General features: G+C 54.9%; 16 protein-coding genes. 10 read left to right on the top strand and 6 right to left on the bottom strand.

Features of this window, described 5'->3' with window-relative positions:
• Positions 1 to 40: 40 nt before the first annotated feature.
• The gene (locus tag ACXAEW_RS11665) at positions 41 to 604 is read right to left on the bottom strand and encodes a TetR/AcrR family transcriptional regulator (RefSeq protein WP_474941471.1); all 564 of its coding nucleotides are present in this window, start codon (positions 602 to 604) and stop codon (positions 41 to 43) included.
• Positions 601 to 972, bottom strand: a complete 372-nt coding sequence (locus tag ACXAEW_RS11670; protein ID WP_474941472.1) for a hypothetical protein — start codon at positions 970 to 972, stop codon at positions 601 to 603. Before ACXAEW_RS11670 ends, ACXAEW_RS11665 begins: the two co-directional genes overlap by 4 nt.
• Before the next feature lie 772 nt (positions 973 to 1,744).
• Here ACXAEW_RS11670 and ACXAEW_RS11675 point away from each other — a divergent pair.
• Together ACXAEW_RS11675 and ACXAEW_RS11680 are read left to right on the top strand one after the other, a co-directional pair.
• Complete coding sequence (locus ACXAEW_RS11675) at positions 1,745 to 2,317, top strand: hypothetical protein (protein ID WP_474941473.1); 573 nt, start codon at positions 1,745 to 1,747, stop codon at positions 2,315 to 2,317.
• 384 nt (positions 2,318 to 2,701) lie between these two features.
• On the top strand, positions 2,702 to 3,277 hold the full coding sequence (locus tag ACXAEW_RS11680) for a nucleotidyltransferase family protein (protein ID WP_474941474.1): 576 nt from the start codon (positions 2,702 to 2,704) through the stop codon (positions 3,275 to 3,277).
• A 592-nt stretch (positions 3,278 to 3,869) separates the two neighbouring features.
• Here the strand turns inward: ACXAEW_RS11680 and ACXAEW_RS11685 are convergent.
• From ACXAEW_RS11685 to ACXAEW_RS11695, 3 genes are all read right to left on the bottom strand, one after another.
• Positions 3,870 to 4,613: an NAD(P)H-dependent flavin oxidoreductase gene (locus ACXAEW_RS11685; protein ID WP_474941475.1), complete on the bottom strand. Its 744-nt coding sequence runs from the start codon at positions 4,611 to 4,613 to the stop codon at positions 3,870 to 3,872.
• Positions 4,614 to 4,694: 81 nt separating this feature from the next.
• Positions 4,695 to 4,847 (bottom strand): nitronate monooxygenase, encoded by a 153-nt coding sequence (locus ACXAEW_RS11690; RefSeq protein WP_474941476.1) that lies wholly within the window; start codon positions 4,845 to 4,847, stop codon positions 4,695 to 4,697.
• 130 nt (positions 4,848 to 4,977) lie between these two features.
• Positions 4,978 to 5,853 carry a GNAT family N-acetyltransferase gene (locus ACXAEW_RS11695; protein WP_474941477.1) on the bottom strand — a complete coding sequence of 292 codons (876 nt, stop codon included), beginning with the start codon at positions 5,851 to 5,853 and terminating at the stop codon, positions 4,978 to 4,980.
• Between the two features lie 640 nt (positions 5,854 to 6,493).
• Here ACXAEW_RS11695 and ACXAEW_RS11700 point away from each other — a divergent pair.
• The 8 genes from ACXAEW_RS11700 to ACXAEW_RS11735 all read left to right on the top strand — a co-directional run bounded on the left by ACXAEW_RS11700 (position 6,494) and on the right by ACXAEW_RS11735 (position 15,117).
• On the top strand, positions 6,494 to 8,578 hold the full coding sequence (locus tag ACXAEW_RS11700) for a type VI secretion system Vgr family protein (RefSeq protein ID WP_474941478.1): 2,085 nt from the start codon (positions 6,494 to 6,496) through the stop codon (positions 8,576 to 8,578).
• A 9-nt stretch (positions 8,579 to 8,587) separates the two neighbouring features.
• The gene (locus tag ACXAEW_RS11705; protein WP_474941479.1) at positions 8,588 to 8,950 is read left to right on the top strand and encodes a hypothetical protein; all 363 of its coding nucleotides are present in this window, start codon (positions 8,588 to 8,590) and stop codon (positions 8,948 to 8,950) included.
• Positions 8,943 to 10,715 carry a hypothetical protein gene (locus ACXAEW_RS11710; protein WP_474941480.1) on the top strand — a complete coding sequence of 591 codons (1,773 nt, stop codon included), beginning with the start codon at positions 8,943 to 8,945 and terminating at the stop codon, positions 10,713 to 10,715. Before ACXAEW_RS11705 ends, ACXAEW_RS11710 begins: the two co-directional genes overlap by 8 nt.
• On the top strand, positions 10,712 to 11,539 hold the full coding sequence (locus ACXAEW_RS11715; protein ID WP_474941481.1) for a hypothetical protein: 828 nt from the start codon (positions 10,712 to 10,714) through the stop codon (positions 11,537 to 11,539). Before ACXAEW_RS11710 ends, ACXAEW_RS11715 begins: the two co-directional genes overlap by 4 nt.
• A gap of 73 nt (positions 11,540 to 11,612) precedes the next feature.
• Positions 11,613 to 11,903, top strand: a complete 291-nt coding sequence (locus ACXAEW_RS11720; RefSeq protein ID WP_474941482.1) for a type VI secretion system PAAR protein — start codon at positions 11,613 to 11,615, stop codon at positions 11,901 to 11,903.
• A gap of 600 nt (positions 11,904 to 12,503) precedes the next feature.
• Positions 12,504 to 13,262 (top strand): IS5 family transposase, encoded by a 759-nt coding sequence (locus tag ACXAEW_RS11725; RefSeq protein WP_474940135.1) that lies wholly within the window; start codon positions 12,504 to 12,506, stop codon positions 13,260 to 13,262.
• 641 nt (positions 13,263 to 13,903) lie between these two features.
• Positions 13,904 to 14,536, top strand: coding sequence for a tyrosine-type recombinase/integrase (locus ACXAEW_RS11730; RefSeq protein WP_474941483.1), 633 nt, complete (start codon positions 13,904 to 13,906; stop codon positions 14,534 to 14,536).
• A gap of 362 nt (positions 14,537 to 14,898) precedes the next feature.
• Positions 14,899 to 15,117 (top strand): hypothetical protein, encoded by a 219-nt coding sequence (locus tag ACXAEW_RS11735; RefSeq protein ID WP_474941484.1) that lies wholly within the window; start codon positions 14,899 to 14,901, stop codon positions 15,115 to 15,117.
• 49 nt (positions 15,118 to 15,166) lie between these two features.
• Here the strand turns inward: ACXAEW_RS11735 and ACXAEW_RS11740 are convergent, their stop codons facing one another.
• Complete coding sequence (locus ACXAEW_RS11740) at positions 15,167 to 16,081, bottom strand: LysR family transcriptional regulator (RefSeq protein WP_474941485.1); 915 nt, start codon at positions 16,079 to 16,081, stop codon at positions 15,167 to 15,169.
• Positions 16,082 to 16,141 lie beyond the last annotated feature (60 nt).

A 16,141-nucleotide genomic window follows, 5' to 3' on the forward strand; every position in this document is an offset into this window, starting at 1 on the left:
GCCGCGGTTGCGCCAATGGCGGCCAATGAGGTCGCGCTCTTTAAATATCTGTCGACAAGCCTTTTTCTACTAATCTGTCATACTTGGTTGCCAGTCGATGCTGCTTTTCCCTGTCCATGTCAGGATTGAGCAAGATCATTCCGCTAAAGGCCGCATACTCTAAGAATGCGAAATCCTCGGCTATCGGCTTATCCATTGCGAACCGCTCAGCATAGATTTTGGTTAGTATGGCGATGCGCGTTAGGTCAGTTTCACGAACAATATCCGCGATCTTGGGTATACGCCGCCCAAGTTCCCGAATGCCCAGTTCGAGCCTATAGTCAATTTGTAATGCGGCCGTCGTCAAATTCGAGGCGATCTCTTCGGTGGATTCAGCGCTATTGATGCCTTGGATGACATCTAGTGTGGACTGGTTTCGCCATGCAGTTACAACTGACGTCAGAAAACCCAAGTGATCATTGAAATGGTGATAGAACGACCCACGGGTTAGGCCTGCGGCACTACAAATCGCTTCCAACTTAATTGCATCGGGACCATGACGCGCAAGCTCGGCCAATCCTAACGCCACCCAATCATCCGCATTCAATCGCCGCTTTTTGGTCATGCTAGCAACCCAAGCATACCAAGGACTGCCACAGGGACAAAAAGCCATCCCTGCGGTATCAGGCTATGACTGGCGCTTCGGATCATCACGAGACCAATACCGCAAATAGCAAAGCCTGAGGCGAGTGTGAGCCCTGCAGCCGCCAAAACATCTACATCCCAAAAGGCTGCAAACCCAAAGAAACCCGCCATGCAAGCAATTGAAACGCTTGTGAAATGCCAGCAAAGATACTGGGTTTCCCGAACCACGTCCTCTAACTCTTTTGCCTGTAAAAGAGGCTGTGCGACTTCACGTTCTCCAGCCGTCAAATGGATGACGAGCCAGATTGCCGACAAGACGCTAGCCGCAGAAAAAAACCAAAAGCTCATGTGATATCCTCTCAAAAAGCATACCTTATTGTATGTTTTCTGCATCAAACATACAGTAAGGTATGCTTTTGTGAATGGTGAGAACCCGAATGGTATTCTAGCGACTGACTTTTTTCTTAATTAGTCAGGCTGAGAGCGGCGATAACGGCAGATTGCAGAACCTACGTCGAAGCCGAGCTCAATCTCGCAGACTCTGCTGGTGTCGATGCACAAGTCCTCGCAGCGGTCCTGGCCGAATGTAACCTTAATTTTCAAACGAATTTAGAGCAGTCACGACATTGCCAGATGCACTTGTGGGAAGGCGGGAAGATGATGCAACAAGCCGGGGTATCATCCGAGAGCATTTTGGAGAAGCGGGCCTTATCGACCTTAGATTTTCCATGAATGAAGCTGCGCTCTTGCCCGGCATCAAGCGCGCATTGGGATACGCAGCCTCATGCAACACTGAGATAGCAATGCGACTTCTCCAAGAAAGCGAACCGGCGCAAAAACCTGAAGCCGGACATTCGCGCCAAGCGCAGCATCCGGTAATTTGGGCTCACTGCTGCCTTGCGGCGGTGCAGCAGGCTGGTCATCGGGCGGGACTGTTGCTGTCGCTGTTAAAGATGACGGCCGTCAGCCTCAAAGCGGACACCGGCACGAGCGCGCGGTTCTAGAAGGGTAAGGAAACCGCGCGCTCCTGCCCCATAGAAAACGACCGTTCTATACCATCACTTGCCCATCCCCCGGCATCATATGTATTGGTATTGCAGAGACATAATAGGAAAAAGCAGTGCTTGACCCCGACCTTTTGGCTTTTGTGCAACTCATCGCATACGTGACGCTGACCATAACCGGCATCACCGTGGCAATCATTTCTCTTCGCCAATCTTATCGTAGCAACTTTGGTTGGCCGCCAATACTCCTCGATGTTACTCACGGCCTGAAATCGAAAAGAGCGGAAGACCGCTTGGGGCAGGCAGTGTTTGTTGAATTGGAGCTTTGGAATCGTCGAACGTATCCTGTGGTTCTTCGCAGTATGAGCGTAACTTCTTCTCGATTAGAATTCGACCAAAGCTACGGTAGATCGCACCCAGATGATGATTGGGTTTTCCGAAATTCAACACGCGCGGATTATCGACTAGAACACGTGCTTTCTGGTGGTGAGCATCGCGAGTTTGTTTTCGAAGGAATGCTGTTTGAAGGGCAGAGTCTCGATGACCTTGATACTCATATTGAATTTGAATGCACTTTCTATGATCCTCAACGCGACAAACGTTACGTTATCAGAAGGCCGCTTCGATATACCATGAAGGCTAAACCCGAGTTCTTTAGTGCTGAATTTCTAACAAAAATGATCAAGTAGTATTATCGAGAAACGGCGCAGGCTTTGCAAGGCCCCCTCCCTGCGCTTCGCTGACCTCTGCTTCGAGCGCAGAATCCCCCAGGTCGGTTAAACCGAACTGGATGTCCGCTTCCCAGAAAGCGGCTTCAGAATTTAGCGCCTGCAGCGGAGTGCGCGCTGCATCTGGGACGAGTGTCGCGTTTGGGCTGGCTGGCGTCATAAGGCGGGTAGGATCGAGCGCTGTTTTGCTGCAACAGCGCTGCCGCACCGCCGCAAGTCGGCTCGGAGCCCATCCTGCGGTTTTCTGCCGCGCAGCATCCTCTGTTGGCGTTCAATCAATCCCTTTGGTAATCACTCTCAGGTGATTGCTGTATCAAAGATTCTTAAATCCCGAAGAGCTCAACGATGGATATGCTTGAATTTGCTTCAATTGTCCGAGGAAACCCGATCAACCGGGCTATTTTGGACCTACTGCCTGAAACAGGGCTCAGTGACGTTTGGTTGGTGTCAGGATGTCTGTTCCAGACTGTTTGGAACAGCAAGACCGGACGCGCACCCGACTACGGCATCAAAGACTATGACCTTTTCTATTACGATAACAGTGACCTATCGTGGGAAGCTGAGGATGCAGCAATTCATCAAGCGATGCAGGTGCTTGCCGGTATTGACGTAGAAATAGAAATACGAAATCAGGCACGAGTTCATCTTTGGTATCCGGAAAAATTTGGAGTGCCATACGAACCATTGCAAAGAGCGACCGATGGCATCGACCGCTTTCTTGCTACTGCCTGTATGTTTGGCGTTGCGGGTTCGGCTAAAGACGTCGTGAACGTTTACGCGCCTAAAGGCTTTACGGACCTTGAACACTTAGTCATCAGGCCGAATTCACTTACTCACTTCGATGCGGAAACTTATCAAAATAAGGCGCAGCGTTGGCAAAATCTCTGGCCGGAACTCCGTGTTCAAAGCATTGGCCAATAGACTACATCACTATCGTGAAGTTCCGCTTCGTCCGCCTCCCTTCCGTTCGACAGTGGTTGGTGGCTGCATCTGCGGCGAAGGTCTGTTCCCTCCATTGCTCGTACAGCATGAGACCGTTGCCTAGGTGGCAGATCCTGAGACTTTGCAAATGTCGCTAACTGCGCTTCGCTGACACTGGCGCCGGTCGCAGCATTGGGGAGCCTTCACCAAGGCCGACGAAAGGCTGCTTTCGGGAAATTGGCATACGGATCACGCATCCGCAGCATAGGACCTTCTGCGCTGGGATCGAATGTCGAGTTTGGGCTGGCTGGTGTCATCAGGCGGGTAGGACCGAGCGCTGTTTTGCTGCAACAGTGCTGCCGCACCACCGCAAGTCCGCTTGGAGCCCATATTGCTTGATGCTGCGCCGCGATCGAGCGGCAGCTATCCGGTGGGCGCGTGAAAACATTCACTCCAGAACCCGTCATTGTTGTCAAGTCTTGTGCCCACAGCCAAAGTCGTTCCCAATGTCTGTGTTCGATCTATAAAATCTATCCGCGACTGCCCCCTGTCCGCCTTTATGAGCGGGTGCAGGTTGTCTGCTAAAAAGCAGTCAGATATTGGAAGTGCCCTTTGATATTCGACTGATGTGATCCGCGGCTCCTGTCACAATCGTGTGCAGGACATCAGCCGCCAGGCGTTTGTCACGGATGATACCAGCAGCTTCGCCAACAAAGGTGTTTGACAGATCGGGGTCGCCCGCTTGCCAGGCCTTGGTCCAGATTGCCGCCTGTTCATCAAGGTTTTCCTGCAAACCGTGGGGGTCGCCATGCCAGCGCTCCGTAAACTGGTTCCGCAGAACCCGCGCAGTATATCGTCCGGGCCATGCAAGCCTGCGCGCAACATCCATAACACTGGTGCGGATGGTATCATCACCGGAAGCAGTTATCGCTGCATTCACCATTTTGGGATGCACGAGCGCTTCGTCGCTTGCCCAGAACCGCGACCCCACGAGAGCCCCGTCAGTTCCCAACATCAAGGCTGCAGCCAATCCGCGGCCATCAGCGATGCCGCCAGCGGCGCAAAGGACAGTTTCAGGAGCGTTCTGCGCAATCCAGTCTGCGACTTCAGGGACGAGGGATATGGTCCCGCGCTTTTCGCCGTGGCCGCCTGCTTCGGTCCCTTGAGCGACGATAATATCAGCCCCCGCATCAATTGCGGCTTTTGCGTCTTTCTGGGTCTGCACCTGGCATATAGTGGTGACGCCCGCGTCGCGGATTTTTCTGATCAGGCCGGAAGGGTTGCCGAATGACAGGCACACTGCTTTGGGCTGTTGTGCCAGCACGAAATCCAGCAAAGGTAACTGCTGCTGCAAGGACCATGAGATGAAACCGCACCCGATTGCGGCGGGCTGAACTTTTTTGAACTGTTCTTCAAGCTAGGCTCGCTCTCCGTAGCCCCCGCCGATGAGACCCAACCCGCCTGCCTGGGACACAGCTGAGGCAAGCTCGCCGCCTGCAGCAAATGCCATTGGTGCTGAAATGATTGGATGGTCGATTTTAAGTGTCCGGGTCAGTCGGGTCTGGAGCATATATCTTTCCTTAAATCCTCAGGTTTTGTTCAATTTTCAAAAGGCAAGCTGATACAGAAAGCTGCTCCATTCAGAGGCTTTCCGGTTTATTCCAGCCAAGGCTAATCTTTGGTTCGTAGCGGGCGCTGCGCTAAAGCCGTTTTTCAAAAAAGAGATCCGGATAAGGGTCGTCATTGAACCTTTCGATTTCGCGCCAGCCCATGTTCCGGTAGAGGCCGACAGCTTCGAACAAGGTATGGTTGGTATCCAGACGAAGCGTCTCAATCCCCAGATTCCGCGCCGCATCTTCTGCAGTTGTCATGAGATGCCGCGCTAACCCCAATCCTCGTGCGGCGGGCGCGATCCACATTCGCTTTATCTCTGCAAGGGTATCGCCGTTTCCCTTGACGCCGACACAGCCCACGGGCATGTCTCCGAGCCTTGCCACGACAAAGGTTCCGTGCGGGTGTTTCATCTGAGAAAGCTCCGGATCACCCGATCTTTTGAGGTCGAACTCGAGGCTCAGCCGTTTGCTCAGCTCTGCTGCAAACGCGCTGAGGCATTTGGTGGCTATCTCAGATGAATAATCCGCTTCTTCGAAGACTATGTCCTCACGTGACAGCGCGACAGTCACGACATCCATGGCGTCAAGCAGGCGGGGGGCATTTTTGTGCCGGGCCAGAATTGCTGCGGCTCGTTCATTTGAAAGCGTTTCGTAAATGTTGAATTCCTTTTCGCCGTTCTCAGTAAGTTTGGTAGTGCGGCTGCGGCGGTCATTCGGATTTGGCTTTGTTTCGACGAGCCCCTCTGCCTCAAGCCCGCGCAGCAATCTGCTCAGAAGCCCGGTGTCCAGTTTCAGAAGGGCGCGCAACTCCGCGACATTTTCATATCCGAGGCCGATGGCATTCAGAACACGAGCTGCGCCAAGCGGCCGCCCTCGATCCAGAAATGAGTCTTCAAGCGCGCCAACTTCAACAGCAACTGAGCGGCCAAAGTTTCGAATTCGAGTAATCTGATCTTGATGCATTTAGCTGACTTTAGTCAGGTAAATGCGGGTTGCAAGCAGATTTTGACCTTGATGAACAGTCGATGTAGGTGACCTTTGCCCATACGATCCAGATCTAGGGTTTGTGACAAGCTCAAGAAAAGCAGCCATTGGAGCGGGCGCAGCGAAATGGCACTCTGTACGCACCCCTTCCGTTCGATGATGGTTGGTGGCTGCACCTGCGGCAAAGGTCCGCTCTTCCTTGCGCGTCTGCGGCATAGATCGTTTGCCACGTCGTCAGATCTGCCGACTTTGCAAAGCCCGCTCTCTGCGCTTCGCTGACACTGGCGCCGGTCGCAGCATTGGGGAGCCTTCACCAGGGCCGACGAAGGGCTGCTTTCGGGAAATTGGCATACGGATCACGCAACCGCAGCATAGGACCTTCTGCGCTGGGATCGAATATCGAGTTTGGGCTGGCTGGCGTCATCTGGAGGCGGGGGTGAGGTGCCGTTTCGCTGCACCCTTGCTGCCGCGCCACCGCAAGGCAGCTCAGAGCCCCTTTTCCCGATGCTGCGCTGTGTTCTTGGGGCTGCTTTGCTGCAATACCGCTTAACACACGTCTTGCGTGCGGGCGTTCGGCTTGCTACCTCCTTTGGCATTAACTGTTTGTTGGATTTTTATTTTGAATAGGCATTTTTCGCAGCAGGACCGTCAGGGTCGGCTGATGACCGCGCTTGGCGGGGACCAATTGGTGCTGTTGCGCATGGATGGCCGTGAGGAGATCTCGGGGCCGTTTGAGTGGCGCGTTGAGGCGCTTTCCCTGCAGGACCAGATCGATCTGAACGCGCTTTTGGGCACCCATGCCACCGTGGAAATCGACCACGCCCAGGGCCGCCGGGCCTTTGACGGGATTGTCTGCGAGGCCAGAAGCCGGGGCGCGTTTGAGAACGGGTTTCGCTATGATCTGGTGTTGCGGCCCTGGCTGCATGTTGCCTCTCTGCGGCGTAATATGCGGATCTTTCACAATAAAACGGTAATCGAGATCGTCGAAGAGGTGCTGGGAACCTATGGTGCCATGGGCAATCCGCATCTTGAGATCCTGACCTCTGGCGCCTATCCGGTGCTGGAATACACCGTCCAATATGGCGAAAGCGACGCGGATTTCATCCGCCGCCAGCTGGAGCGCCATGGCATCAGCTGGTCGTGGAAACACGCCCCTGGCTCGCACACGCTGGTGCTGAGCGATGCCGCTGTTCAGCTGCCCGAAGTGCCCGGTGGCGTGCGCCCCTTTTACGGGGTCGAGGGGTTTCACCGCCACGAGGACGAACATTTCCGCAAATGGTCAACAGCCGCCCGGATCACCACCGGCGCGGTGCGGCTGACCGAGTATAATTTCAAAATTCCCCATGCCACCCAAGAGGTTGACCAGCTGGGCGAGGCCGCGCATCCGCAGGGCGATGTGGAAAGCTATGACTGGCCCGGCGATTATCTGACCCAGGATGAGGGCCGCCAGGTTGTGACCCGCCGCCTTGACGAAGAACGCGGCCAGGCCCCACGTCACGAGGCGGTCGGCGATGTGGTCTCGCTGGGCGCGGGCTGGCGGGTGACGCTTGCGGGTGATCCGGTGTCGGGCGCCACGGGGCAGAGCTTTGTCTGCCTGCGGGCCGAGCACCAATTCCGCGCACAGGGCTATGGCTCAGGCGACGCAGGCGGCGATGAGACCCCCTATGAGGGCGCTTATGTCTTGATGCCCGACAGCGCCCCCTTCCGACCGGAACGGCGCACCGCCGCCCCGCGGGTGCAGGGGCCCGAGACGGCAGTGGTTGTGGGCGAAGGCGAGATCGACTGCGACGAACACGGCCGCATTCTGGTGCGCTACCACTGGGACCTCGACGGCGCGCATTCCATGCGCGTGCGGGTCAGCCAGAACTGGGCCAGCAAAGGCTGGGGCGGCATGGTCATCCCCCGCATCGGCATGGAAGTCATCGTAGAACACCTCCGCGGCGACCCCGACAAACCGATCGTCACGGGATGTGTGTATAATGGACACAACACGCCGCCGTATGAGCTGCCGGAACATAAAACCAAATCCACCTTCCGCTCGGACAGCCATAAGAGCGAGGGATTTAACGAACTGACCTTTGAAGACGCCACGGGTGCAGAAAAGATTTATCTCCACGCCGAAAAGGATCAGGAGATACACGTCGAGAACAACCGAGCCAAACGGATTGACCGCAATCAGTCGGAATCTGTCGGTCACAACAAATCCATTGAAGTTGGAAACAACCACCACGAGGTCATCGGCGGCAATATGACCCTGATGGTTGGCCCCAACAAGCTGCAGGCTGCGGTGACCTCTGCCTTCAAAAAATTCACCAGCGCCATCGGCGATATGACCAGCAAACTCGGCCTGCCAGACGCGCTGAATATGGGCGAAGGCAACCTGATCATTGGCGTTGCCAAAAACAAAGCCGAAACCGTGATGGTGAGTTCGAACGAAATTGTGGGCGCAGCAAAAACCGTGACCGTTGGAGGCGGCTATCAGCTGTCTGTCCAGGGTATTCGCAATGAATCGACATTGCTTGGTGCCTACGAGGAGGTGGGCCAGAACAAAGTTGTTGTTGCCGGAAAACGAATTGAGCTGGTTTCAGGAAAGTCGATGTTGCAGCTCAATGAAGATGGGTCAATCGTTCTGGAAGGGGTCGATATTGAGCTCAAAGGCTCTTCTTCGATCAAGGCCGCCGCAGGCCGGATCGACCTGAACTGAGGACCCGAGATGAGCTATAGAGATGGGGTTTTTGCTCAGAAAGAAGCTGCGCGTCGTGCGCTGCGCGATGAGAAAAGAGACGCATTCTTTGCCGACTACAGCGCGCCGCGCCTGCGCGATCCATTCCAGATTGGGACCGACGGGGCGACACAACACAGCAAGGTGATGGAGCTTATTGCTATTGCCCGAGCAGGTCACAATAGCGATCAATCCGGCCTTGATGCGCTGGATCAAGCCTTGAAAACACTGCAATTTGGCATCCAAAACCTGCCGATCAGAAAGCCCAATCAGGTCACCTTGGGTGAAGTTCTAGGAGACCGTTTCCAGGCTGCGCATTTCAATATGAGTTGGGCAAATTGGTTCGATGACTGATTGGGAACAACAGGACGCGCAAGCGCAGGCTGTCTTGGCGGAGCTTCGCTCTGCGGAGGTGCCGGATGTGGTGGACAGCAGTTACCAGTCTCAACTCGCCGCGCTTGGGGATCATGCCCAATCGGCCTTCAACGAGGTCCTGGCCCAATACCGTTTCATGGGGCTTGTCTGCGGCATCAAAGGGCCCAATGGCACCGATGAAGAGGTCAAAGATGCCCGTGATGCGATCATGGAAGCAATCTCCGACTTTCTGCACCCGGATGGCGGACCGCTCAGCACGCAGGTTTCGGAGCGATACCGCCAGTATCTGGATCTGAGGAACGCCCCGGACCTCTATGATCGATTTGGCATTGACGAGGCACTCATCGTTCAGGAAGCCGTTCAACGCATTGGCAGTATCGGCCACCCAAGCGACACCGCCAGCTACGCCAAAGGCATCGTGGACGGTCTTCGACGTCCAGACATGAGCCGCTATCTCGCGGCTGGAGATCTCTCTCAGGCGGGGGCGGACTATATCAACGCGGCTGCCGTGCATTATGAAGAAGCCGTGCGTCTGGACCTTGTTCGTCGCGAACTGGCCGCCCAACGGCGGCGCGAATGGTGGCAGGGCGTCTGGGACGGGATCCGCAGTTATTACGACGACAACATGGAGCTTATCCGCAACGGCCAGTGGCTTCTGGCCACCGGGCGGATCGCCATTGACGCCATGGTGTTTGCCGCGGAAGAAGTGGTGATAACGGGCCTCATGGCCGGTATCGTCGCCATAACAGGGGGGCTGTTGGCCGGCGTTGCCCTGGCTTTGCGTGCGGCCTTGCGCGCGGCCATCAGTGTCGCCCGCCTTGGCACGCGGTCAGTACGCAAAATAACGGCGCATTGGGATTTCAAGATCGAGCTGAGCAAGGTCGAACCCGGCATTCTCTACTCCAACCCGATCCCGGTGAATGTCTCGGTCACCCGCAAGCTGGACTATGAGCAAAAAATAAATGTCGAAACCGACCTCACCCCGGAGGAAGCCCGCGCCATGGGCGAAGGCGGACAGGGATCTACAAGACCGGACGCAGATGAGGCCGAACCCGCCGATGCCCCCAAGCGCGTATTGGACGACGTTGATGCAAGGTGGGAGAAATTCCATGCCGCCGTCAGCCCGGAAGATATCAAGCTGGCAGCGTCGGATGAGGTCAGTGACGCTGCAAGCAAAGCTCGGAAGAAAGTTATTGCGGCGTATGGTGAAGCCTACGATGGTGCCGCGACCGGGAACACCGCTGGTATGACCTATAATCGGCCAATCCGGGTCTTGGAATTTCCGCCACCAGATCAGCTGGTGCAATGGCGAATGCCAGACAATACGCTGACCGGGAATTTCTTTGACCCCACCGGCAACAGCACTCCCAGCCAATTGGGTATCTCCAGCATTGGCCGCACCCGCGAGGTTTATGTGCCGCAGGGGCGCGGCTTGGCGATCGAAGGATACGGGAAAGATAAGTATCCCGACAATTGGACGGTGAAAAACCGAGAGGAAATCACCGAAGGGGGCACACCCCAATGGTTTATCGCCGATCAGGCCAAGCCCTTGGTCGAAGATATGAGCGCCAGCGGCATGACATGGCGCGACTTTGCCGAAAACAAAAAATGGGCCGAACAGCCAGATGGCAGTTTCACCTCGGAGGAAGGCCGGTTGACCAAAGACGTGTTTACAGTGGACAACCGCAACCCGCCGCCCCCAAAGATCACCTTGACCCAATGGACATTGGAACCTGCAGAATGACCCAACCTCAACATCCTCCCATCCTGACAGAGCGCGAGGCGCTTGAGACCTGTATCGCCTATATCGAACTGGCCAACGAAGGTCAGGGGGCTGTGACCTTTCAGGGCACCTATTTGATGATGAAATTCATGTTCGAGGCGTTAAACGCGGGCCGCACCCTACGCGATGCGCTTTGGGAAGATCGGTTTTTACCAAAGCTAGAAAACGAAGTCGAAAAAATTCAATCCACCGGAGGGGACACGGTCAGGGCCTTTGAGTTAATGGCCAAGGCTCTTGTCGATCACCCGAATGGCTTGGATTCAGATGAGGGCTTCTTTTTTTGGGTCTCATTTCTTGCAGAGAAATTGCAACAGCTCTACGGGAAAAATGACTACCCACACAAAAATATGAACCCGCTGGGATTCGTTCGCGATACGCTTCTCGAAGCCATCTATGAAAAAATGGTGGTGGTGCGTCAGGTTGTGAATTCAGGCGGATCTGCCGAGAGCTACCATCAATGGGACATAGAGGCGAATGTCGCAAAGAATTGTTTTTGTTACCTTCCGGTAAAAACCAATATTCTCTCGGGGACATTTGCGCTTGGCTTACAGATCGGTCGCGATGACGTCTGGGGCGAGGCGCGCGTACATGCAGAACGGCTTGCAGCCTATATCCTGGATGAACGCTGCCGCGGTCAGCCCGCCAACCTTCTGGACCCAAATGGGATCCGTATCAAACCCGAAGATTTGGCCTGGGCCTGGGGCAAAGAAGGACGCCACTTCTTGAACTATCGTAGCGAAAAACGCCCCGACACGCTGTGGCCCCGATACTATAATCCGGTCTAAACATCAGGACAGGCGCTCGGTGTTGCATTTGCCGCGCTGAGCATAAAATCAAAACGATTTCAGAGGATCACATATGCCCGCAGCAGGCCGCAAAGGCGATACAGGATCTGGACACGATGGCTTCCCGCCCACACCGGCCACGGCTGGAAGCGGAGATGTCTACGCCAATGGCAAACCCGCACTGCGCAAAGGGGACCCTTTCGCGCCGCACGCAAAGCCCAAACACCCACCCCACGGACGCGCACTTTCAGCCGGGTCCGGGAGCGTGTTCATCAACGGCCAACCCGCTGGCCGCGTCGGCGACGCCATCGACTGCGGCGGTTCCATCGCAAGCGGGTCTGGAAACGTGTTTATTGGCGGATGATACTTTTCCTTCAGTTTAAGGGTTTGGCATTAATTTACTAAGAAAAATTATCCAAAGCCGCCATTGGTGCATGTGCAGCGAAAGCTCACTATGTCCGCAGTGCTGCCCTCTGACTAGTCACTTGTTTTGCAGTCGCCGCGAATTACGGATCTGTCACGTGTGCTTCAGCCGCAGAACTTATCTGGCATTGGCTGAAAAGCCCATTTTTTCCGAGTTGTCTGTTGTGCAGGAGCCGACACGATGAAACTTAACGCACCCAAGGCCTACAAGTAAGACTGTTGGGCCCCGTATGCTTAGCGCGGTCGATTGTTGCTATTGCGGTTAAAACGGCCACCACCCATGGTGAACCCGCTCGATCAGCACCAACGTGATGCCAGCCAAAGACAGAAATATCGAAACCCGAGCAGTCTTGTTTTCCTTAAGCATTTTTTCCCTTTCTCATTGAAGTTAAGTGACTTTTGGTTCGTGCAAGGAGTGACCAAATCAGGCCGATTTACTCTGCCTATTTGCCTCAGGCCCAGCGTGTTGGCCCTCTAGGGTCAGGACCCATTGATTTCCGTCGGGCTGCGTGATTCACTGCTTCGAAAATGAGCGGTGAACATGTCAGACCTTTTCTGGCTGACGGACGCGCAGATGGCGCGCCTTGAGCCCTTCTTCCCGAAATCCCACGGCAAACCACGCGTCGATGACAGGCGCGTCTTGAGCGGTATTATTTTCATCAATCGCAATGGTTTACGCTGGCGTGATGCGCCGAAGGAGTATGGCCCCCACAAGACGCTCTACAACCGTTGGAAGCGGTGGAGTGACAAGGGCATTTTCGCTCGTCTGATGGTCGGCCTGGCCGCCGAGCATCGTGAAGAAAAGACTGTGATGATCGACGCAACTTACCTCAAGGCTCACCGTACAGCGACCAATTTGGGCGTCAAAAAGGGGGGGCGTGGACGCCTGATCGGGCGAACCAAGGGCGGCATGAACACCAAGCTACATGCCATTTGCGACAGCCAAGGACGCCCGCTTGATCTGTTTGTAACCGCCGGACAGGTAAGCGATTACATCGGGGCACGCGCTTTGCTCAGCAACTTACCGCACGTCGATTGGTTGCTCGGAGATCGAGGCTATGATGCCGACTGGTTCAGAGAAGCGTTGCAAGACAAAGGGATACGCGCCTGCATCCCGGGCCGGAAACAACGCAGGAAGCCAGTGAAGTACGATAAGCGCCGCTACAAGCGCAGAAACCGGATCGAAATCATGTTCGGTAGGCTAAAGGATTGGCGGCGTGTGGCGACACGCTACGACAGATGCCCAAAGGTCTTCCTATCAGCAATCGCACTTGCTGCCCTGGTCATCTACTGGCTTTGAAACTCAATGAGTCCAGACCCTAGGAGATCACTCCACTGGCGCGAGCAAATTACTTTATCTAAGAAAATCTATCGAGGTTTTTGAAAATCTTGCAAGCGAAGAACTTTTTGATCGATTTACTACACAGTGGATCATGACGAAAAGAAACCTTGCACTCATACTTTGCGATCTAGCAGACTGTGAAGATGTTTCGAAAAGAGTGTATTACCTTCGAAGTGCTGAGAAGCATTTGATGGAAGTTGAAGAGAAAGTCAATTTTAACTTGGATTTTCATGACTTGAAGAACAACCGGGAAACCTTACTTGAAGTTAGAAGTCGCATATCCAAAGTGTTGAAGGAAAACTAGCTTTCGTATTTCGCTTAAAATGAGAACGGCATCATTTCGGAGGCAATACGAGTGACTTTGAGATGAATTCTCGCCGTCATGGTGTCTGTTATTTTCGGTCTCTGTGTGCTCTCTGAAAAGCAGACCTTTGCGACAGGCGCAGCAATCGGTACTTTGGGCTCTGACCGGACCAATGCCAGCGCGGCAACGACTGACATCGAGCGTCTTTGAAACCGGTCATCCCTTCCGACTGTAGGATCGTCCCGTCAGCGCGGTGCTGATGCTTGGGTGCGGAGGGCGGATCGGAGGGCATATTATGCCACGAGTTCAACTTCCCGCAATCACCCCCAAGCGCAAGGCTTGGAACAAAGGACGCATCATTGGTCAGAAGAGGCCGCTGTTGCCAAAACAGGTCTGGGCGATCCGGGCCTGGCTCGAACTTGCGGGCTATCTACGCGATCTGGCTTTGTTCAATGTCGCCATCGACAGCAAGCTGCGTGGCTGTGATCTGGTTAAACTGTCAGTATCCGATCTCGTCAAAGATGACCGCGTCCGTGAACGTGTGTTGGTCATCCAGAGCAAGACCAAGCGACCGGTTCAATTTGAACTGACTGAAAACACGCGTGAAACCGTGCTGGCTTGGGTCAAATCACCGGAGATGTTTGCGTGTCGGTTTATGTTTCCCAGCCGCTTCCATGATCGGCCCTACATCTCAACCCGCCAGTATGGACGGCTCGTTCGTGATTGGGTTACGGCGATCGGACTGGAGCCCAGTGGATATGGCACCCATTCGCTCCGCCGAACAAAGGCAGCAGAGATCTACCGAAAAACCGGCAATCTCCGTGCCGTTCAACTGCTGCTTGGCCACACCAAGGTCGACAGTACTGTTCGGTATCTTGGCGTCGAACTAGAAGATGCCCTGAGCATCGCTGAGCGTATCGACATCTGAGCCATCTTGGCGAACGGTCCTGCCGTTCGCCATTCCGAAGCGGGTGTTTGTCCCTTTTGCGGCGTTAGTCGGTGCTGAGCCCAGAGTTGCTTAACCATCCTGCAGAACGATCAGGCCGCATACTCCATGCCCGACCTCGGGTGGGCCCTGCTACCCGTGGGACGGTCTTGACCCAGAGCATCGTTGACACAAGACCTGCCGGTGCTTCAACGAATGCCCTTCCGGGGGGTGGTCGGGTATGGCGCAGGCGCGCCGGGTATGAACTGTGATCTCTGTTTCGCACCACTGCTAACGGAAGCTAAGTCCTGCTCACCATCATTCGCTGTATCCGGGATTTTGCACATGCGGCGATTGTGCGGCCGATGGATGATATTCAGTTATTTATGGGCGCTAACGATATGCCGGTACTGCTGACCTATACCGAACCCGGGGTTTTGGTCCCTCCGCAGGCCGTTTCGTTTAATAGCGCGCTGATCCCTAACGTCGAGGCTGTGTTTGTCGGGCAAGGTTTGCACTTTATTCAAGAAGATCAGCCTGTTGCGATTGGCCGTACCCTAGCCGATTGGTTGCGGCGGAATTAAGCCCAGACTTTGCGAACGCGCTGAAATAGGTAGGCAATGTTTTAAAAGGCTAAACCGGCTTACTGAGAGCCTGTTGCACCACGCCCCGCAGCCACTGGTTGCGGGGCGAGTTATGAAATCTCTCGTGCCAGAACGCGTAGTAGCGGATGGGCGCGAGCGAAATCGGAACGTCGTACGTCATCAGCTGCCCATTTGACGCCGAAACCGCCCGATGCGCCACCCGAGCGGGTACGGTCGCGATCAAACCACCTCCCAATAGCGCCTCGGTCAACCCAACGAAGTCGGGTAACGAAAATGCGATGTGCCGCTTCAAGCGACGACGCGCCAGAACATCATCAACATAGCCGCGATGCATCGCCAAAGGGGCGACCAATGCGTGCCGCGCCTGTGCGTAGCTATGCAAGGTAAGGCCAGCCTCTGCTGCCGGGTGCAGACGATCAAGCAAACAGACAAAGTGGTCATCGAACAAAAAACGCTGGCGTAGGGATTGCGGCGCGTGCCAGTCCACAGACAGAACAAGATCTACCTGCCCCAACTCCAACGCCGTTGCCGCATAGTCTGCGGGCAAGCTGCGCATGTTCAGGCGCAGGTTTGGGCTCTGATGCCTGAGGGTTCTTAATAACGTAGAAGACAGCTCCGTTCGGATCTCATCGGTTGTCACGATGGTGATATCGCCCTTCATTTCCGGGGGTGAAAAGCGATCGCTGGTCTTCAGCGCGTCAAGCCCCTCGAGCAGGCCTTGAACCTTCGGCAACATCGCCTGCGCACGTGCGGTGGGCAACATTCCCTGGCTGGTGCGCACAAACAGAGGGTCGCCGTAGCTTTCTCGCAATTTTACCAGCTGCTTGCTCACTGCCGACTGGGTGAGGCCCAAGGCATCAGCGGCTCCGGTCACGCTGCGCTGATCGATCAGGGCAACAAAGGTCTCGAGCAGACTGAGTGTTTCAATATTCCGCTTTGTCATTTCCTAAATGAATTACTTTCCATTGGGGAATTCAAGTGATCTCGTATCTTTGAATCACAC

The organism is Epibacterium sp. ABZ3_068 (assembly GCF_056159265.1).